At 42.3% G+C, this 18,400-nt stretch carries 19 protein-coding genes and 4 tRNA genes; 12 read left to right on the top strand and 11 right to left on the bottom strand.

The annotated features are described in order from the left end of the window. Positions 1–41 precede the first annotated feature (41 nt). From IPH92_03955 to IPH92_03935, 5 genes are all read left to right on the top strand, one after another. Positions 42–719, top strand: coding sequence for a hypothetical protein (locus IPH92_03955; GenBank protein QQR64686.1), 678 nt, complete (start codon positions 42–44; stop codon positions 717–719). Between the two features lie 16 nt (positions 720–735). Continuing rightward, positions 736–808, top strand: a tRNA-Arg gene (locus IPH92_03950). 407 nt (positions 809–1,215) lie between these two features. After that, positions 1,216–1,878 (top strand): helix-turn-helix domain-containing protein, encoded by a 663-nt coding sequence (locus IPH92_03945; GenBank protein QQR64685.1) that lies wholly within the window; start codon positions 1,216–1,218, stop codon positions 1,876–1,878. Between the two features lie 6 nt (positions 1,879–1,884). Then, positions 1,885–1,955, top strand: a tRNA-Gly gene (locus IPH92_03940). 786 nt (positions 1,956–2,741) lie between these two features. After that, positions 2,742–3,140 carry a YraN family protein gene (locus IPH92_03935; protein ID QQR64684.1) on the top strand — a complete coding sequence of 133 codons (399 nt, stop codon included), beginning with the start codon at positions 2,742–2,744 and terminating at the stop codon, positions 3,138–3,140. A 454-nt stretch (positions 3,141–3,594) separates the two neighbouring features. Here IPH92_03935 and IPH92_03930 read toward each other — a convergent pair. Then, positions 3,595–3,665, bottom strand: a tRNA-Pro gene (locus tag IPH92_03930). A 221-nt stretch (positions 3,666–3,886) separates the two neighbouring features. After that, on the bottom strand, positions 3,887–4,171 hold the full coding sequence (locus IPH92_03925) for a hypothetical protein (GenBank protein ID QQR64683.1): 285 nt from the start codon (positions 4,169–4,171) through the stop codon (positions 3,887–3,889). A gap of 175 nt (positions 4,172–4,346) precedes the next feature. Between IPH92_03925 and IPH92_03920 the strand changes: the two genes are divergently transcribed. From IPH92_03920 to IPH92_03910, 3 genes are read left to right on the top strand one after another with little or no spacing between them, the layout of a single operon-like run. Further along, positions 4,347–5,270: a magnesium transporter CorA family protein gene (locus IPH92_03920; protein QQR64682.1), complete on the top strand. Its 924-nt coding sequence runs from the start codon at positions 4,347–4,349 to the stop codon at positions 5,268–5,270. Positions 5,271–5,299: 29 nt separating this feature from the next. Next, positions 5,300–5,950 carry an RNA polymerase sigma factor gene (locus IPH92_03915; protein ID QQR64681.1) on the top strand — a complete coding sequence of 217 codons (651 nt, stop codon included), beginning with the start codon at positions 5,300–5,302 and terminating at the stop codon, positions 5,948–5,950. Further along, positions 5,947–7,284: a hypothetical protein gene (locus tag IPH92_03910; protein ID QQR64680.1), complete on the top strand. Its 1,338-nt coding sequence runs from the start codon at positions 5,947–5,949 to the stop codon at positions 7,282–7,284. The genes IPH92_03915 and IPH92_03910 overlap by 4 nt, the downstream gene beginning before the upstream one ends. A gap of 48 nt (positions 7,285–7,332) precedes the next feature. On the opposite strand, the gene IPH92_03905 is transcribed toward IPH92_03910, so the two are convergent. Next, positions 7,333–8,478: a trypsin-like peptidase domain-containing protein gene (locus IPH92_03905; protein ID QQR64679.1), complete on the bottom strand. Its 1,146-nt coding sequence runs from the start codon at positions 8,476–8,478 to the stop codon at positions 7,333–7,335. A 79-nt stretch (positions 8,479–8,557) separates the two neighbouring features. Here IPH92_03905 and IPH92_03900 point away from each other — a divergent pair, with 79 nt between their 5' ends. The 3 genes from IPH92_03900 (at position 8,558) to creD (ending at position 11,477) form a co-directional block, all read left to right on the top strand. Continuing rightward, a complete protein-coding gene (locus IPH92_03900; protein QQR64678.1) occupies positions 8,558–9,229 on the top strand; it encodes a helix-turn-helix transcriptional regulator in 672 nt (223 codons plus the stop codon). 69 nt (positions 9,230–9,298) lie between these two features. Continuing rightward, positions 9,299–9,369, top strand: a tRNA-Gly gene (locus IPH92_03895). Between the two features lie 776 nt (positions 9,370–10,145). After that, complete coding sequence (gene creD, locus IPH92_03890) at positions 10,146–11,477, top strand: cell envelope integrity protein CreD (GenBank protein QQR64677.1); 1,332 nt, start codon at positions 10,146–10,148, stop codon at positions 11,475–11,477. Positions 11,478–11,738: 261 nt separating this feature from the next. On the opposite strand, the gene IPH92_03885 is transcribed toward creD, so the two are convergent. The 3 genes from IPH92_03885 to IPH92_03875 all read right to left on the bottom strand — a co-directional run bounded on the left by IPH92_03885 (position 11,739) and on the right by IPH92_03875 (position 13,207). Continuing rightward, the gene (locus IPH92_03885) at positions 11,739–11,882 is read right to left on the bottom strand and encodes a hypothetical protein (GenBank protein QQR64676.1); all 144 of its coding nucleotides are present in this window, start codon (positions 11,880–11,882) and stop codon (positions 11,739–11,741) included. Between the two features lie 470 nt (positions 11,883–12,352). Then, positions 12,353–12,574, bottom strand: coding sequence for a hypothetical protein (locus IPH92_03880; protein ID QQR64675.1), 222 nt, complete (start codon positions 12,572–12,574; stop codon positions 12,353–12,355). Between the two features lie 198 nt (positions 12,575–12,772). Next, on the bottom strand, positions 12,773–13,207 hold the full coding sequence (locus IPH92_03875; GenBank protein ID QQR64674.1) for a DoxX family protein: 435 nt from the start codon (positions 13,205–13,207) through the stop codon (positions 12,773–12,775). 92 nt (positions 13,208–13,299) lie between these two features. Between IPH92_03875 and IPH92_03870 the strand changes: the two genes are divergently transcribed. Further along, the gene (locus IPH92_03870; protein ID QQR64673.1) at positions 13,300–13,611 is read left to right on the top strand and encodes a helix-turn-helix transcriptional regulator; all 312 of its coding nucleotides are present in this window, start codon (positions 13,300–13,302) and stop codon (positions 13,609–13,611) included. 239 nt (positions 13,612–13,850) lie between these two features. Here the strand turns inward: IPH92_03870 and IPH92_03865 are convergent, their stop codons facing one another. The 5 genes from IPH92_03865 to IPH92_03845 form a co-directional block, all read right to left on the bottom strand. Continuing rightward, positions 13,851–14,123 carry an HU family DNA-binding protein gene (locus tag IPH92_03865; GenBank protein ID QQR64672.1) on the bottom strand — a complete coding sequence of 91 codons (273 nt, stop codon included), beginning with the start codon at positions 14,121–14,123 and terminating at the stop codon, positions 13,851–13,853. 191 nt (positions 14,124–14,314) lie between these two features. Further along, the gene (gene rny / locus IPH92_03860) at positions 14,315–15,838 is read right to left on the bottom strand and encodes a ribonuclease Y (GenBank protein ID QQR64671.1); all 1,524 of its coding nucleotides are present in this window, start codon (positions 15,836–15,838) and stop codon (positions 14,315–14,317) included. Positions 15,839–16,003: 165 nt separating this feature from the next. Continuing rightward, complete coding sequence (gene clpP, locus IPH92_03855) at positions 16,004–16,603, bottom strand: ATP-dependent Clp endopeptidase proteolytic subunit ClpP (protein ID QQR64670.1); 600 nt, start codon at positions 16,601–16,603, stop codon at positions 16,004–16,006. 107 nt (positions 16,604–16,710) lie between these two features. Further along, a complete protein-coding gene (locus tag IPH92_03850; GenBank protein QQR64669.1) occupies positions 16,711–17,067 on the bottom strand; it encodes a hypothetical protein in 357 nt (118 codons plus the stop codon). Positions 17,068–17,233: 166 nt separating this feature from the next. Further along, the gene (locus IPH92_03845; protein ID QQR64668.1) at positions 17,234–18,316 is read right to left on the bottom strand and encodes a hypothetical protein; all 1,083 of its coding nucleotides are present in this window, start codon (positions 18,314–18,316) and stop codon (positions 17,234–17,236) included. Positions 18,317–18,400 lie beyond the last annotated feature (84 nt).

The raw sequence follows: 18,400 nt of genomic DNA, 5'->3' as shown, positions 1-18,400 counted from the left end.
TGCGCCGTGTGTTATTCAAACCATGATATAATGTTATAAACATGAAAACATTAGTTCAAGAGAAAGATCGAGCTATACAACTTCGCAGAAAAGGTTGCTCATATAATGAAATTTTAAAAGAAGTTAATGTTGCAAAGAGTTCATTGTCGCTTTGGCTCAAAGACTTACCACTTACTGAGGATGAAAGGAAGGTGCTTAAACATCGCAAAGATTCAAACATAACGCGGGGACGAATTAACGCAGCAAGCGAATTAAGAAAAAGACGTCTTGCTCGTGAACAAGTTTTTCTTGAAGAAGCACAAAAAGTGTTTCAACAATACAAACACGATACATTTTTTCATTGTGGCATTTCTCTATATTGGGCTGAGGGAGCAAAACGTGTCAATCAATGGAGTTTTATAAACTCAGACGATGACATGATTCAAGTAATGATTTTGTGGTTAGAAAGATTTATTGAAATTAAACACTCTGATTTGCATTTTCGTCTTTTCATACATAAATTGTACGCACACGAAAATTGTGAAGAGTGGTGGAAAAATAAACTTAATATACATAAAGACCAGTTCAAAAAAACTATCTATAAGCCAGGTGGTCGCGGAATTAAAAAGCGCCCGCTATATAAGGGGTGTATTCGCATCGAGGTCAGGAGGAGTAAAGAACTACTACTCAAAATGAAGTTTTGGCAGAAAATGTTGGTTGATTCTTATCTCAAAGAATAGTATGCTCATAAAATCTGCACCCGTAGCTCAACGGATAGAGTATTTGTCTTCGGAACAAAGGGTTGGGGGTTCGAGTCCCTCCGGGTGCACAAAAGTAAACTAAAAGCCCATTTTCTTAAGAAAATGGGCTTTTAGTTTAGAACGCAAAAGGCTTTGCGTTCGGCTTTTGTGCAAGGCGGAGTGATGTTTTTCTTCCACAAAGAAGAAAAACCACGAGCTGGGGTCGAGAGTGCTTAGTGTAATCAACACGAAGTGTTTGATTACACTTAGCAACTCGTGACCACAAAATGTAGTGAGTTAGCACCACAAGAGTATTTCTACCCCAGGGTATCTTCTCTTGCTTCGCAATTCACCTTACATTTTTCTAAATCCGTTCAGTCTCAAGAAAAATTGGTCAAAAAGCGGGACGAGTCCAACTAAGTACCTGTATACCTAAAACCCAGCTTCTACACACCTCAAATCGAACAATTGACGAAGTATATATTATACTCATACTGTGATACGTAAATCTGCTCAGTACGAAGAATCATGCAGATTGCGTAAGCGTGGTTTTACCTATACCGAGATAGCGCATGTTGTGGGTGTCTCAAAAAGTACCGTAAGTATCTGGCTTTCACATGAAACATGGTCAATTTCTGTTACCAATGACAATAAGAAACGTACCTCAAAGGAAAATGGCAAACGTATTGGATTACTGAATAAAGCGCGCAGCAACCAACTCAAGAAACAATATGCAGAAGCAGAACGGAGTGCAACAATATCTTTCAAGCATTACAAGCACTTCCCTGCCTTTATTGCAGGGATAATGCTCTATGCAGCCCTTGGTGACTGCTCATTAAGTAATCAGATACGAATCTCCACATCACGAAAGTCGGCTCACCGTATTTTTATTACGTTTATGCAAGAATATCTCGGCGTTCCACGGGAAAATATACGATTTTGGCTCCTTCTCTACCCTACCCACTCCCCAGAAAAAGTTTCACGCATCTGGTCACGTTCAATTCGTGTTCCAATTACTCAGTTTCATCGCTATCAAGTATTAGAAAAACAAAATACAATTCAGACGTTGCATGATGGAGTAGGAAATACTATAATCGGGAATACAATTTTAAAGCGAACACTACTCAAATGGGTAACACTCGCTGAAAAAGAGTATTGATTACATGCGGCCATGGTTAAGTGGTATAACGAGTGCTTGCCAAGCACTAGTCGGGGTTTCGATTACCCCTGGCCGCACAAATTAAAAAAGATCAGGGTTTCCCCTGGTCTTTTTAATTTTGCATGGGTAATCGAAAGAGCTTTTGAGCCAAATTGCGAGGACACGAGCGAATTAGGCCAAAAGGTGTACTGAAACAGTATGTTTTCGATTACCCCTGGTCGCACACACAAGAAACGAAAAAACACCATTGAATAAATGGTGTTTTTTCGTTAGAAAGCAAACTGCTTTGCTTTTGATCTTGTGTGTGAAACGGAGTCATGTGGCCAGAAAATAAGAAGCGGGAGCGACTATATTTTCTGAGTCTGTCTCAAAATCTTACTCACAATAGATTTTGAGACGAAACTATTCATAATGCAAAAACAGACGAGTTCGGGGAGGAAGTTCTTAATGAACGAAGTGAATTTAGAAACTTGACCCCAAATTATAGAACCAAAGATACAATTAGAAAATCATAAGTAAACCAGAGTCAACGAATTAGAATTGGACACCGATTCTCCCCGGCCACAAACTTCCAAATCGTAGAAGATAGTGCACAGTGTGCAAGACTTAAGTTTAGTTATGATGATAAACTAGGCTAATACATTATAAAAGACACTATCTTCAATATAAAGGACATATCGACAAAAATAATCAAAAAATCCAAAAACTGGGGAAAAGCAGGTGGATATGTGTATAAAGGACAAATACATAAAAGAGCAATGTCTTTAAAAAACGGCTTTAAATATAGTTTCTGCTCAAATTCTAAGCAATTTACTTAAAATGGTTCCACGTGGAACAAATTTACATGTAGTTTCATATGAAACATGGCTAAACACAACGAAATTGGGGAAATGGGAGAGGAAATTGCTGCAAATTGGCTTAGGCGGAAAGGCCTTACTCTTGTTGAGAGAAACTATAATAAAAAATGCGGTGAAATCGACATTGTTGCACGTGAAACTAGTGGCAAGGTCCATTTTATTGAAGTAAAGACTGTTTCATATGAAACAATGAGTGATCTAGAAAGAGCAGTTTCACATAAAACATGGCGCCCTGAGGAGAATGTGCATGCATATAAGCAAAAGAAGTTAAAAAACACAATTAGCATCTGGCTTGATGAAAGAAAGTATTTTGGTGATTTCGTAATTGATATTGTAGCAATACGTCTAGTTCCACGTGAAAAGTACGGGAAGATTAATTTCATAGAGAATGTAATTTTCGAATAACTATAATGCTTGTTTCATATGAAACAAGCATTATAGTTCCACGTGGAACGATTAATATGTGATTGAATATACGAAAGGCCGCTAGTTGTGACTAGCGGCCTTTCGTATATTTTGTCGGGGAGCCGGGAATCGTCCTGACGGTCACTAAGCTCGTAAACTCGCTAAGTGCCGCGGGACACGCCTCACTCGTTCGTAAACTCACATCGTTCCGGCGTTCGATTCCGGACGGAAGCAAAATTGTTTGCTTCCTCTCCCCGACAAAAAACGCAAAAGCCCTGAGAAATCAGGGCTTTTGCGTTTTTTGTCGGGGAGCCGGGAATATCGAAACTTACAGTTTCAGTACCCGATGCGGATATTTTTCTTCGCTTCACTCGAAAAATTTCTCGCATCAGCTTCGATTCCCTAGCGACAGAATACTAAAATACCAGTCAAAAGACTGGTATTTTAGTATTTGTCGGGGAGCCGGGAATCGAACCCGGACCACTCGGTCCCAAACCGAGTACACTACCACTATGCTACACCCCGATGTAGCGAGAGGAATCAAAAAGTGTCGGTCATCCTCTCAGGAATGTTTTAAAATAAAGCTCGCTTGATTTTAAAACATTCCTGAGAGGATGTGTGCGAAGCACAGACTTTTTGATTTCCGAGCGAAGAGGGAATGTATCGAGCCGTTAGGCGAAGATACACCCCGATGTAAAACTTTTAGATTTTACTTTAAAAGCGGGGAAGACAAGCTTCCCCTGAGACTAAGAACCCTCTAAGTCTCTGTTGTGTGCAATATTGCGTCTTCTCACGATGTCTCTGAGATACACAGCTAACTCGTCTTTGGTCATTTCTATCATCGCGGATGTATCTAAACTGAGCGATGAATGAAACTCGTCTTTGCGAATCCAGAGACGAGACCACCACAAAAGTATGCGTTTATTCCAGAGTTGACGCTTGATCTTTCCTGGAAGTTGGCGAACATTGTAGAGTAAATCGTCAATCACTGACTTAACAAGAGTACGAATAATTCCTTGGCGGAATTTCATTGCAGACCTCCTTTGTGAACAAGAACTGGAAAAGTAATTTTTTCAACACGAAACCAGCACCATACCGATTTCATGACCCCGATAATAGCATTCCTTTCAAAAAAATGCGAGGTTGTACACAATATGAAAGCAAAACATTGCAGGTTTATTTCGTTTCTGATATACACTGTAGATTATGATAACGCATTATTTTCGCCAAAGTGACTCCACAGAAGTCGAAACCGTTTTGGAGGCGAAAGCTGGTGTGTGGACACATGTAGTGAAGCCTACTGATGAAGAACTTAAGGAACTCATTGAAAAGTATGGTTTTGATGAGGCTATTATTGATGATAGTCGGGACGTCTTTGAGGTGCCACGTTTTGAAAAAGATGGCTCAATATCATATTTTTTCACCCGTTACCCCTTTGATGTGCAGGATATTGATATTGAAACTGCGCCAATTCTCATAATTCTTGGCGAGACGTTTCTTATTACGATTGCAAACCAGGAAACGCCGTTCCTTGACCCACTCATAGCAGGCAAGAGGGATTATTCAACTGTTCAAAAAACAGCACTTTTTCTTCAATTTCTCTCAGAAATTGAGGCTACCTATGAAAAAAAGTTGACCCGCATGCGCAAAATGGTGTATCGCGACATGGGACGCATTCGTGATATTCGCAGTCGCGACATTCAACGTTTGGTATTTTTGGAACAGGAACTGAATGAAATAATGTCTGCGCTCGTACCCACTCAAGAATGGCTCCAACAACTCACGAAAGGGAACTATATCCAAATGTTTAGTGAGGATAGGGAGTTACTCGAAGACCTTATTATTGAAACTGCGCAGCTTATTGACTCTGCAAAGTCTATTTTAAAGACTATTCAAAATATTCGAAGTGCAAGTGAGTCTATTTTGACCCAAAATCTTAACGCTACAATCCGCCGTCTCACTGCATTTACGATTGTACTCACAATTCCAACCCTTATATCTTCGATTTTTGGTATGAATATCCCACTTCCATTTCAAGATAATCCACATGCTTTTCTGTACGTTGCAGCGTTCGTGGTTACTGCTGTTTCTGGAACGGTATACTTTTTCAAGTCAAATCGTTGGATTTAATAAAGAAATAGGCTATTTATTGCAATTCTATGAAAGAAGTGGGTTTTTCACTCGTCTTCGCTTATAATGGTTTCCACATGGCGCCAAAACAACCGGCAAAAAGGAAAACAGTCAGGGATTCCAGCGTAGTGTCCTACGAGGATCGTTTTTTGAAAGCATTTGATGAATATGCAGATGCACTATTCCGACATGCAGTATATCGACTCTCAGACCGAGAACGAGCAATCGAAATCGTGCATGATACATTCACAAAAGTGTGGGGATATATTCGTGGGGGTCACGAGATAGACTCATACAAGCCTTTTCTGTACAAAGTAATGAATAACCTCATTATTGATGAGTATCGTAAACGAAAGGAACTTTCACTTGATGCAATCCTCGCAGAGGAAGGGGTTGATGAGGGCTCATTTCCAGAATTGCAGGGAGGAAGTATTGCGGAGGTTACTTTTACGCTCGATGCACAGAAAGCAAGCTTACTTCTCCAGGAACTTCCCCTTGTGTACCGAGAGGTTCTCACGCTTCGTTTTGTGGATGGACTTGGACCAAAAGAAATCAGCGAACTTATTGAAGAGTCTGAAAACGTTGTTTCGGTACGTATACATCGCGGATTGAAGACACTCAAGGATATGATTACTGAACGCGAAGCAGCAGCACACGAAAACCGCACAAAGAAAACATGAAATCATTTGAAACAGAACTAAAAAAATATACAGACAAAACGCACATGAAAGCGTCGGAACGTACCGAACTTCGTGAGCGTATTTTTGCATACATGGAGTACCATCCACTTCCAAAGCAGATGACCGACATGCGAGCACTTGCACAGAGTGTTCCTTCGGAATCATTTATGGTGGTGCATTTTAATAAAATCTATATGCGTGTAGCAGGCGGGATATTTGCTCTCTTTATTATCGCGGCACCATTTTTTGCAGAGCAATCAATGCCTGGTGATGTGTTGTATTTGGTAAAGACGGGAGTGAATGAAACAGTGCAGGGACAACTTGCCAATTCACCGTACGAAAAAATTGAATTCGAGACCAAACTCATGGAGCGTCGTATTACCGAAGCGCGAGTGCTTGCGAGTGAAGGTAAGTTGACCGAAGAAGTGAAGCAACAGATTACCGATACCGTGAAGGAACACACCACTGCAGTACAAGCGGGACTTGTGGAACTTCGTACGCAGGATGCTGAAGGTGCTGCTATTGCAGAGATTTCTTTTAATGCGTCACTCGAGGTCCAGTCTGCAATGCTTGGTGCAGATACAGAAATCGAAGATGATTCTCTCGTGGAATCTATTATGGTGGTGATGAATGATGCGCGTGAAGGTGTAATAGAAAGTCAGGTAGAAAACACTGCTTCATACGAAGGACTAATGGCACAGGTAGAGCGTGAAACCACACGTGCTTTTGAACTCTTTATCACAATCAAAAGATCAGCAACCGAAGAAGAAATTAGCGATATCGATCGTCGTTTGAGTGATATCAATCGCTTGACCGAAGAGGCGAAACAGGTGCACGACGATCATTCAGAGGCTGCTACAGGCGATTTGGCTGCTACCTTGGGGCTCCTGCAGAAACTCGTGGCTTTTATGTCTGATATTGATGTGCGTGAAACGGTGTCGCTTGCTGATCTCGTACCAGTGATGCTTAGCGATATCGAACGAACTGAGATGGTGAAGAGCGAAATCGAAGTATTGAATGGTTTAAAAATTCAAGTCACTGAACGCCTCATCACACTTGCTGAGCCTGGAATTGTAGAGAAAGTGAACGAGGCACTCACACAGATAGATACACTCATGCTTCAGACAACAGTGGCTCTTGAGACAGGGGAGATTTCTGCTGCTGAGGTGGCAATTAAGGAAGCAAGCGCACTTATGATTGATATTGATTCTCTCACTAAGCCAAGTGAAGTAACAGGAGAAGTACCGGTACTCCCACCAGTAGAAGGGGAGGTTGTAGATCCAGTCGAGGAAACAAGCACTTCAACAGAAGTAATACTCCCTGAAGTAGAATAATAAACTTGATATATACAAGCCCCGACACCAGTGGTGTCGGGGCTTGTTTTATTCTCCTTGCAATTCATCCATTAAAATATCTGACAGAAAAGGTGCCATTGCTTTGTTAAAAATGAGTCCACGATAGGCAATATCTCCTTGCATGTTTTGTGAGAGAGAAAAGCCCGTTTCTTCTATGATGGTACGATCGACGTAGGAAAGGGTAAGTGCCCGAAGACTTTTTTCTCCCTCAGCAATATCACCTTTGGTGACGATAAGCCCAATCGCACGTTGACTCCATACATTCACAATGGGTCCACCTGAGGCCCCATGCTCCCCTACAGGAGATGCTGAGATTGAAAAGAGGTCTGCATAGTTACTTCCGAAGGTGTAGAGTGCATTAATTTGCGTAGGAGCAAGGACGGGATACAGTTCTGCATCTGCGCCCCGACGCATGAGTTCTTCTGCAGGATATCCTGCAGTGAATACCTCGAGACCTTCGGTCTCTCGTGAGAGAAGCGTAGTGTCTATAGGAAGGGTAGGGAAGCGGATGGGAAGGGGAGTGCCGTTAGTGCTTTTTGCTATATATAAAAGTGCATAATCACGCTCGCCCGTACCACGCGGAGATTCATCCACGACCACTTCAGAATTTTTAAATACCCAGGTGGGTGAAATATATAAAAGTTCTGCCACGTATTTTGGCGAGGCGGGATTCCCTGAACGAATGACACACTCAATATCGTCAGTAACCCCCTTAATTTCTTTGAGAAGTAGAAACTGTGCTACATGGGCATTGGTCAGAATAACTCCTTTTTGATTGATGAAAAAGCCAGTACCCGTGGTAGTGCGAATGTATTCATCAGTTTTATACTGACAATAAATATTCACAAGTGCATTTTCTATTGCTTCCTCAAGAGGTACATCGCCAATAGATGTGGGCATATTTTCGTCTTGTTTACTCGCGAGGACGGCAGCACGCTGGTACTCGGCATGTTCGAGAAGGATTTTTGGAATTGCTCCCCTAAATGAGTCCCCGGTAGGGGCAATTTCGGTGAGGACGTCCTTTGTGAGAGTCGTTTCTGCCTCCGCCAAAACTTCCTCTCTTTGAGGAGACTCAAAAAATGATTCAATATGCCCAGCGAGGGTATTTGTAATACTGAGGTAGCCTACAAGCACTGATACGACAATGTTTTGAAGAAATGTAAGCACGACCATATTTGACTGATTGTATAACACTCGTATATCAACTCGAATGGTAATGACCAGATGGGTAACAGGTGATACAATTATTGTAATGAGTGCTAAGGATACAGCAATCAAACTTCGAGAACGTGGTTATTCATATACCCATATTGCCAAGAAAACAGGACTTTCTGTAAGTACGCTTTCATACCATCTTTCACGTATCCCTTACACACCGAATAAAAAAACAATCGCAGCGATTGGTAAAGCACGATCTGCTTCTTTGCTTACAAAATCGCTGGCAAAGAAAAAAACATATGAAGAGGCAAGGGAGAGAGCGAAAAAGGATATAGGAATTATCTCATTTCGTGACTTGTTTTTCCTTGGACTCGGCACCTATATCGGAGAGGGAAGTAAGACACATGATATCACTCGATTAGTAAATAGTGATTATCGAGTAATTAATTTATATATACGCTGGCTTGAATCTTTCGGATTGGATCATACAAACTTCACCATTAGGATACATCTATACCCCGACTCAAATATTCATGAATCTGAGGAGTTTTGGTTGAAAAAGACGGGTTTTTCCAGAACACAATTACAATCAGTATGTATTGACAAGAGGGTCGGAAAAGATAGGAAAAGAAGTGGTATTCATCCGTATGGAACAGCACACGTTACTGTCCATTCGAGAGGGAATAAAGCATTTGGAGTAATGCTCGCACGCCAGATTGGCGCATATATGCAAGAAGTGCTAGAATCATCCGAAATAAGTAATTAGAGCGTTGCCCAATGTGCAACATTTAGTATACTTATTTGTCTTTGTGTGAAAGATTCATACAAAATGATTGCGGGATTAGTTTAGTGGTAAAATAAGAGTTTTCCAAACTCTGGTCGGGAGTTCGATTCCCCCATCCCGCACATATGAAATAAGCCCTCACGGGTTTTTTCGTATGTGCGGGGTGGACAGGTTCTATGGAAGACCCGGATGCATTTTTTGACAAAATCAAATTATGAGGTATCTTTTCTCTATTCCCAACTTGGATTGGGTGTTCTTTGCAAAAGGGGTGATCCATGCAAATTTATGTCGAAAAGAAGTTAGTAACGTATGTGGGTGTTGTGCTTTTTTTCTTGAGCATTAGCACCATCTATTTCTATCCGATACGACCACCCTTCGTCGGTGACGCACTTCTTTTATGTGCAAGTATATGGTTCTTCTGTATTGGTCTATGGAAACGAACCGAGTACTCGTATTTGGGAGTTGATCACAGGTGTGCTGGAATTGTTGTGGTAGTTATAGGTACCACAATTTCGTTTATTTTCAGCAGGATTTTTGTAATCGAAAGGAATATAACTGATCAAGCAAATTTTCTTCACATCGCGTTTATTTTGGCCGGCATCCTCATCGTAATATTGGGCTATTACGTCACATTCCACTACCCATCAGATGAATGGGATTAACTCACCAGCTTCCTGGGCGAAGACATAAGTTTTCCATAGGAGGCTGTTTTCGTTTTAAGTAAGCCATTCGGAACACAATTTGTAGAGTTATTGAAAAATCCAAGGAGTTCTATCAAATCAGTGGTGATAATTACAAAAAACATACTGAACCAACGTAACTAATAAACCTGTTTGGGGGTTAAAAATGAGAGAACGAGCATTAATTTCGGAATAGGCTGTAATAAAATATATCAAACATGAATGAAATATCTCTCAATTCACACCCAAGTAACAATCTGACTGGTAAACTTATAGCGCTTGCAGTACTCGTGGTTATTTCGTGGGCAGCAACCATGTTTGTATGGGGAGTCATACAAGATAGAGAAAATAGACAAGAAACTGCTTCCAATGAGATTTCTGAACAATGGAGTCGGCCGCAAGTAATTGCGGGGCCAGTAATCACTGTTCCGGTAGAGAAAACAACCATCACCACCACTGGTGAACGAGTAGTGAATACAACTACCCTTACCCTTTTACCGGAGACATTGACCTATGAAAGCAACATTGAAACCCAGTTACTCACAAGAGGTGTGTACGAAACCCCAGTCTACACAACTATCGTGAGTGGAACCGGTAATTTTGATCTTTCTGATATAGCACTGCAAGAATCATCCGATACACGCATACTATGGAATAAGGCAGTAGTCTCAATAAATGTATCTGATACGCGTGGTATTACGTCGATGTTTGATTTCATCCTTTCGAATAACACCTATCAGATGTTGCCTTCTTCAGATTTTTCTACACTGGATGGCGGTGGAGTGCATACAAATATCAACCTAGACCCTAGCCGACCCAACCACCCTTTTTCGTTTACCTTACCGCTCAAAGGAAGTCGTGAAATATCTTTTTTACCACTCGGAGAAAATACAAGTGTTGTCGTAAAATCAGATTGGAATGCACCTAGCTTTACGGGCGAGTTTTTGCCCGAGGAAAGAACTATTACGGAAAATGGTTTCGGAGCGACGTGGAAAATCACCGCGTATGGCAAGAACATACCTCAGTACTGGCTCAGTAATTCATCAATAGTTACCAACGAATTACTTCTTTCTAAATCATTTGGGGTAGGTCTCTATCAGGAGGTTGATTTGTACACCATGATTGATCGATCTATTAAGTATTCCATTCTATTTATCAGTCTCACTTTCCTCACGTTCTTCATGTATGAGGTGTTGGCTGGTTTAAGAATTCATCCCCTACAGTACTTACTCGTGGGATTAGCTATCGCATTGTTTTATCTGCTCCTCCTTTCCTTCGCTGAAATAATTGGGTTTCTTCCTGCATATTTTGTCGCTGCAATTGCAACGACACTATTGATTACAGGTTACTGTCTCAGTGTCCTCAAAGCGAAGAAGCGTGCCTTCTCAATAGGGATACTCCTCACTGCCTTGTATGGGTATTTGTATATCCTTCTTCAGATGGACCAATATTCATTACTCTTTGGTTCAGTACTTTTGTTTGGTGTGCTCGCTATAGTGATGTACATTACGAGGGACTTAGATTGGTATTCACTCAATAGCAAAAAATGAACCGATAGTACACATGTGTTTTATTGCTTTGAGGTATTGGTTAGGCAGAGGTACATATGCTGTGCTCTATAGACATTAGACCTTCACCCAAGTGAGATAGTTATATCAGTATCAATTCTCAAAAAGTCATCTGGAGGACTAATCCCCTTAGTTTTTTGTTTGTGTAAGCATTATATAAATTACTTTCATGTACATAAAAAGATATAAAGAAGCCGCCTGTGAGTGAACACGGCGGCTTACGTTGGTGGACCAGTTGGGCTATTAGGCTGCTATTCGGCCAGCAAGGACTAACCAAGCAATGTCTCGAATAAGCCACAGTGCCTCATTGCCTTTGTACATGAGTGCTTTCTTTGACTGTGGGTCGTATTCTTCCCCAAAATGGTCCCCGATAATCGGAAATACCACAGATTGAACTTGCTTGTCCCTTGAGCGGTTATCCAACCCATCGGACCAGTTGCAATGGACCAATAATGTGGAATGCAATCCGTGACGATACCTGCTCGTCTTGGTGCACTGGTGTATTGACCGGACTTTGATTCTGTCCAGATCGATTGCCAACTTTTCGCTAATTGCTTGCGCAGCAAGTACGTGAATCTTGTTTAGCGTCTCTGCTGTACTTTCTGAAATCTCACATGGAGGATTGTAGATTGTAACGCAAAGTCTTTTTTCTTCATCATTTCCCATTTCTCACCTCACAGATTTTTGTTGCATTGAAAAAGAAGCACGAATGCTTCGAACTAAAATAACTGACTGAGAAAATAATACCCCATATATTATGGTTTGTAAATACCTGAGCGCAGGGGGAAAATAAAACCGTCTCATATATGAGAAAGCCCCCGAAAAAACAGGGGGCCAATAGGGGGGAGCGAAGGAGATTACTCTGGTGTCGGGGCAGGCTCCTTATATGCTCCGATTACCGTGAGTCCGATGTACGCGAGGAACATCAGATCGATAAAAGCAACCACCCAGATGTTGATCTTATGTCCTCGGAGGTGAGTAAGACTGTCGATCCCCCAGTACAGAATATTCAACAATTGTAATACACCAATGATGACTGCCAGTATGGTAATTCCAAAGTACACTTTTGACGCGTTCATGACATCCTCATACTCTATATGTCCCACACCATATAGAAAAAATAAAGAACACCAGTTCAAGAACTGGAGGTGGATTCAACTTTCTGTATCGTATGGCAACTTTCTTTTTGTGTCAAACTTTTTCTGAATAAGAGTGAAAAGATATTTATCAAAAACCCCTCGCGGGGCTTTTGAATTAGAGTATGATTCTGTCGTTGATTATTTTGCTTCGCAACATTCACAGGGCTTATCTGGTTTAAGCGCATATTTGCCCGAGCCAAGACCTATAAGAGTAAGTGCACTAAAGAAGTAGAGTGCTTGAAGTTCAAGCGCGTACCCACCACCCATCTTGGCGAGTGAAAAGACTTGGTCGAGATGTGCGAGAACTACTGCCATGAATAGTGTGAAGGCGATGAGTCCTGCTGCACAGCGAGTGCGGAAACCTATGATAAGCATAAGTGGCGCTACCACCTCACCTACGTAAATACCATATGCAATAAACCCAGGAAGGTGTTTTGCTGCAAGTAGTCCTTGGATAAAATCAATTGATTCAGGGTTTTGCAACTTAGCGATACCATGAAAGAGTATGAGGATACCAAGAGAGAGTCGGAGAATGAGTTTCGCTGCATCTTCAGAAATATAAATATGTTTCATATAAATTATTATGAGTGTGTACTAAACACGTATTAATAGTGTACCAAATCACTTTAATTTGTAAAGTGATATGTCTGTGCTACTATACGCTCATGAAAGAAGAAAACGTAAATGTTTGTCCTGCAACACAGTTGTTTGAACTTCTCAGTAAGCGTCATATGCTCCTTATCCTCTATACGCTTACAGGAGGTGAGAAGCGTTTTGTGGAACTTCAAGAATTGCTCCGTATTAATACTGCATCACTCTCGATGCGTCTCCGCGAATTGGAAGGGGCGCATTTTATATCGCGTAGACAGTGTACTTTGGACTCGCGCCAGCATTATTACTTTCTCACGAAGACAGGAGTAGATATAAGTCGTCTTATTGAAAAAATATCTACCGTTGCCAAAAAAGAAATGGTGTAGGCCAGAAACACAAAAGCCCCTCGCGTGGGGCTTTTGTTGTGGTGAGACATAGAACTAAACATTCTATTTCTCTTTGTATAGCGTTGCTTGGTGTACATGAAACCAAGTTAATACCTCCGCTACATATATAGTATATCACCTCTATGCATGTTGCCTAGTGTGCATAAGGGGTGAGTAGGGGAGAGGTAATTAAAATCCCTGAGACGCGAAGCGTCTCAGGGATTTTAAAAGGAGTTAGACTACTTAACTGCATCCTTAAGTGCCTTTGCAGCGCGGAACTTTGGTACGCGCATTGCAGGAATATCAATACTTTCGCCGGTGCGTGGGTTACGTCCTGTGCGAGCGTTTCGAGTCTTCGTTGCGAAGATTCCGAGACCTGCGATTGATACTTCCTTACCCTTCTTCAAGGATTCTGAAACAGAGTCGATGAGTGTCTCCACTGCTCGCTCTGCGTCTGCACGAGTGCCACCAACGACCTCGTGTACCTTGTCAATGATATCTGCCTTATTCATAGTGTATGAAATAGTGTACTAATAGGCGTGAATAATAATGTGCATTGGACGTGATGCCAAAATATGGCTACAAACAATTATATAGCACCGTGTTATATGTGCAATCACTTCCGTGTGACAATTTTGTGTGTTGTGGTTAATTAAAAGTCCCCGCAATGACTTTTGTCAGTGCGGGGACTTTTATAAGCGTACTACCTTGCGTACTCGACAGAGCGAGATTCACGTATGACGTGCACTTTAATCTCTCCAGGGTAGCGCAACTTTTCTTCAATGTCGGTTGCGATACTGCGAGCGAGATTGTGTGCTTCAATGTCCGTAATTTTTTCTGGATTCACAATAACACGCACTTCACGACCTGCCTGAATTGCAAATGCTTTTTCAACACCAGGCATTTTCATTGCAATTTCTTCAAGTTCCGCAAGCCGCTTGATGTAATTCTCTATAGAGTCGCGGCGAGCGCCTGGCCTGCCACCTGAGATTGCATCAGCCACTTGGACAATGATTGATTCAGGTGTGTCGTATGGATACTCCTCATGGTGTGCGCGCATAGCGATGATAACTTTTTCATCAACACCGTATTTCTGCAGAATACGAATACCAATTTCGACGTGGGTACCCTGTACTTCTTGGCTTACCGTTTTTCCGATATCGTGAAGCAGTGCACCGGCACGTGCGACGTACACATCAGCACCTACTTCCTCTGCGATAATGGCAGCGATGTGCGCCATTTCTACTGAGTGCCAAAGGACGTTCTGGCCATAACTCGTGCGGAAGTGGAGACGTCCCAAAATCTTGACGAGATCAGGATGGAGATTGGTGACTCCTGCTTCATACGCAGCTTTTTCTCCCATTTTGCGAACGATGGTACCTACCTCGCTCCGTGCTTTTTCCACTACTTCTTCAATTTTTGCAGGCTGGATACGGCCATCCGTGAGGAGAGTTTCGAGAGCAACGCGCGCAATCTCACGACGTACAGGGTCAAATGAGGAAAGGGTGATGTGACCAGGGGTTTCATCGATGAGTACATCCACTCCCGTCGCTCGTTCGAATGCACGTACATTACGACCTTCCTTTCCTATAATCTTTCCCTTGATGTCATCGTTTGGCAGTTCAATCGTGGAACTCATAATATCAACACGGAGCGAATTACCAATACGGTGAATCGCTGAGGTGATAATATTTCGTGCCTGCTCATCAAACTGCTCTTCTCCACGCATGTGGAGTTTATTAATACGAGAGACCAAATCGTCCTCGTATTCTTTTTCTAAGGTACCGGTAAGTTGCTCGTAGGCAGCAGCCTTGGTAAGACCTGCAACTTCTTCGAGTTTGGTACTGATTGTTTTTTCGCGTTCATCAAGACGGGTCTTGATGTCTTTGATTTGTTCAATTTTTTGACGTACATCCTCAATTTGCGAGTCTGCATCAATTTGTCTTTTGTCGAGCAACTCTTCTTTACGAATAAGGCGCTCTTCGGTCTTGTTCAGTTTTTCTTCTTGTTCTTTGAACTCTTGTTTTTTCTCCTTCTCTAAAGTCTCGGCTTTCGCTTCAGCTTTTTCAATTATCTTTATTGCTTTTTCTTCTGCGTCTACAACACGTCCTTTAAGGGAAATTTCAATAGATTCCTTCTGTGTGAGAGCATGTACGTATCTGAGATAATATCCAATAGCGATGCCGAGTACTCCTGCGCCAAGCGCGAATACAAATGATTCTGGCATACGTTTGTGCGGTCGATTGCGAAACTGAATATATGGGAACGCTATCGATCGCGGATTACTCCTTTCAATAAATCGACTTCATCACAGTACCAGAAGAATTGGTGGGTGTCGAATTATAATAAAAATCCCTCGACGCCATTGGCGCCGAGGGATTTTTGATTTAAGTTACTTAAGCACTGTATCTACAAGGCCGTAACGTTTCGCTTCGTCGGCGGTCATGAAGAAGTCGCGGTCGGTGTCTTTTTCTACTTGTGCGAGTGTCTTGCCGGATGCTTTTGCAAGCATTTTGTTGAGTTGCTCGCGGGTGCGGAGGATGTGACGTGCGGTGATTTCGATGTCGGTTGCCTGCCCCTGTGTACCGCCCCATGGTTGGTGAATCATCACCTCGGCATTTGGAAGAATACTTCGCTTTCCCTTAGCGCCCTGTGAAAGAATAATAGAACCCATTGAAGCGGCGAGTCCAACGCAGACAGTCGCGACATCGGGCTTAATATGATTCATGGTGTCCACAATACCAAGGCCAGCACTCACCGAACCGCCAGGACTATTAACATACATAAATATGTCTTTCTTTGGGTCTTCTGCCTCAAGAAAGAGGAGTTGAGCAACGACAAGATTTGCCATGTGGTCTTCGATAGGACCAGTGATAAAAATGATGCGTTCTTTGAGGAGTCGAGAAAATATGTCGAAAGCGCGCTCACCGCCTTGTGTTTTCTCGATAACCATGGGAACGAGGTAACTATTGATTGTTGATTCTTTTTCCATATACGTTTGATACTAGCAAATTGTGTGAGTAGTTTCTAGGGGTGTATTAAAAATGCCCCGCATTTCCTTAAGACATAGTCTTAAGGAACTGCGGGGACTAGAGCAATCTAGGTTGCAAAATTGAGGTTGTGAGTGGGCATTACTGAACGAATGATCTCAAATGCGGGGGCTCCGAGCCCGGGGATTTTTTGGACTTCCAGTTCAGTCATTTTTCCCATGTCTTCGAGGAATTCGATACCTGCATCCTTGAGATGTTTGCGTGAAAGATCATCAAGACCGGCAACACTTGAAATTGGAATTGCGGCAGGCTTCACTTTCCCCGATTCCAAGATTTCCCCAATGTATGTCGAGGCACTTCGAAGCATGTGAAGTATGTTCGCTTTTTTCTCAGCGAGACCTCGCATTTGCTGTTCAATTTCTTCGAGTTCCATTGAACTTGCGTTAATGGTTTCTATCAGACTCATGGCTTCCTCCTTCGGAATGTACTGCGTTGACGTACAGAAAATTGCTACAAAGAATAGTACATTACTTTTGTAGAAAGTCAATGAAGTGTGACGAATCGGAAAGTGAAACGGCCCTGAAACGCTACGTGCTTCAGGGCCGTTTCACGATACTTTGTGAGATGATCTGTTACGCCATTTCTTCGAGTTTCTTCATAACTGCTTCATTGGTAAGTACCGATGCTATGTATACACGTACGCGCTTCTCGTCTGCGTCTTTGTATCGCTCCATGAGATGCGATACCTCGTGATCGAGTGTGCCAGCATCGGGAGAAATATCTTCTTTCTTTGCAATTTCATTGAGAACAAGTTGGAGTTTGGCACGCTTTTCTGCATTCGGGGTCCATTCTTTTACCATATCTTCCTTGGTTTTTTTCACATGTGCAAGGTAATCATCCATTTTGAGTTGTGCGCGCGTGAGGTCGTCTTCCATCTGTGCAAACATTTGGCCAATCTCCGCATCTACCATTACTTGCGGTAAATCAAGAATAGTTTTTTCGATGATACTGTCGGTAATCTGTGCGCGATGGCGAGAATCGACATCCTGCGCTTTCTGTACCGTGAGATGTTCCTTAATCTTTGTACGGAAGTCCTCAACTGAGGTAAATTGCCCTTCTTTTCCAAGGGTCTTCACATACTCATCGGTGAGCTCGGGAATAGTAATCTCTTTTTCCTCAGTTACCAGAGCCCCATCTTCCTGCGGTTGCGCCTTGGCCTGAAGTTTTTCGTATGCAATTTTTTGACGAAGAATATCGCTGATTTGCTTAGTTACTTCTTCCTCAGTTACTTCTTTTGACTCTTTTTTTGCATTCAATTCACGCGCAATACCAAAGTAGTCAGGAAGCGTAATCTGAGGTACGACGGCGACAGTGATAGAGAATCCGAGCGGATTATCTTTTGCGAGTTTGGTAATACCGATTTGTGGGTAACCAATGACATCTAGTGTGTGTTCAACAACCATGAGCGGGTACTGTTCGCGGAGTGCGCGTTCTGCCATTTCAGTGAGGATTGCCATCTCACCCACATGGCGTAAAAGTACCTGCTCAGGCACATGCCCTTTTCTAAAACCATCAAGAGAAATCTCTTTCCCCACTGCTTCCACAGAATTTTTTCTGTGTTTCTCGAGTGCCTCAAAGGGGATTTCGCCGGTTAGTACGACGAGCGACCCAGGCTTCTTTTCGATAGTGACGTCTACATGTATTGCATCTTTCATAACGGAATAGTGTACACGAAAATAGTGAGAATACCACCCCAACGAACAGAAAAAATCCCCAGATGTGCGAAGCACACCTAGGGA

The organism is Candidatus Kaiserbacteria bacterium (assembly GCA_016699245.1).
Classification (GTDB): domain Bacteria; phylum Patescibacteriota; class Minisyncoccia; order Phycocordibacterales; family UBA918; genus Damh-18.
The sequence above is the reverse complement of the archived record's forward strand: the minus strand, read 5'-3'. Positions and strand labels throughout refer to the sequence as shown.

Bases quoted from the DNA above. Each gene is read 5' to 3' on its own strand.
- IPH92_03955 (QQR64686.1), top strand. From the start codon at position 42: ATGAAAACATTAGTTCAAGAGAAAGATCGAGCTATACAACTTCGCAGA.
- IPH92_03935 (QQR64684.1), top strand. From the start codon at position 2,742: ATGGCTAAACACAACGAAATTGGGGAAATGGGAGAGGAAATTGCTGCA.
- IPH92_03925 (QQR64683.1), bottom strand. From the start codon at position 4,171: ATGAAATTCCGCCAAGGAATTATTCGTACTCTTGTTAAGTCAGTGATT.
- IPH92_03920 (QQR64682.1), top strand. From the start codon at position 4,347: ATGATAACGCATTATTTTCGCCAAAGTGACTCCACAGAAGTCGAAACC.
- IPH92_03915 (QQR64681.1), top strand. From the start codon at position 5,300: ATGAAAGAAGTGGGTTTTTCACTCGTCTTCGCTTATAATGGTTTCCAC.
- IPH92_03910 (QQR64680.1), top strand. From the start codon at position 5,947: ATGAAATCATTTGAAACAGAACTAAAAAAATATACAGACAAAACGCAC.
- IPH92_03905 (QQR64679.1), bottom strand. From the start codon at position 8,478: ATGGTCGTGCTTACATTTCTTCAAAACATTGTCGTATCAGTGCTTGTA.
- IPH92_03900 (QQR64678.1), top strand. From the start codon at position 8,558: ATGAGTGCTAAGGATACAGCAATCAAACTTCGAGAACGTGGTTATTCA.
- creD (QQR64677.1), top strand. From the start codon at position 10,146: ATGAATGAAATATCTCTCAATTCACACCCAAGTAACAATCTGACTGGT.
- IPH92_03880 (QQR64675.1), bottom strand. From the start codon at position 12,574: ATGAACGCGTCAAAAGTGTACTTTGGAATTACCATACTGGCAGTCATC.
- IPH92_03875 (QQR64674.1), bottom strand. From the start codon at position 13,207: ATGAAACATATTTATATTTCTGAAGATGCAGCGAAACTCATTCTCCGA.
- IPH92_03870 (QQR64673.1), top strand. From the start codon at position 13,300: ATGAAAGAAGAAAACGTAAATGTTTGTCCTGCAACACAGTTGTTTGAA.
- IPH92_03865 (QQR64672.1), bottom strand. From the start codon at position 14,123: ATGAATAAGGCAGATATCATTGACAAGGTACACGAGGTCGTTGGTGGC.
- rny (QQR64671.1), bottom strand. From the start codon at position 15,838: ATGCCAGAATCATTTGTATTCGCGCTTGGCGCAGGAGTACTCGGCATC.
- clpP (QQR64670.1), bottom strand. From the start codon at position 16,603: ATGGAAAAAGAATCAACAATCAATAGTTACCTCGTTCCCATGGTTATC.
- IPH92_03850 (QQR64669.1), bottom strand. From the start codon at position 17,067: ATGAGTCTGATAGAAACCATTAACGCAAGTTCAATGGAACTCGAAGAA.
- IPH92_03845 (QQR64668.1), bottom strand. From the start codon at position 18,316: ATGAAAGATGCAATACATGTAGACGTCACTATCGAAAAGAAGCCTGGG.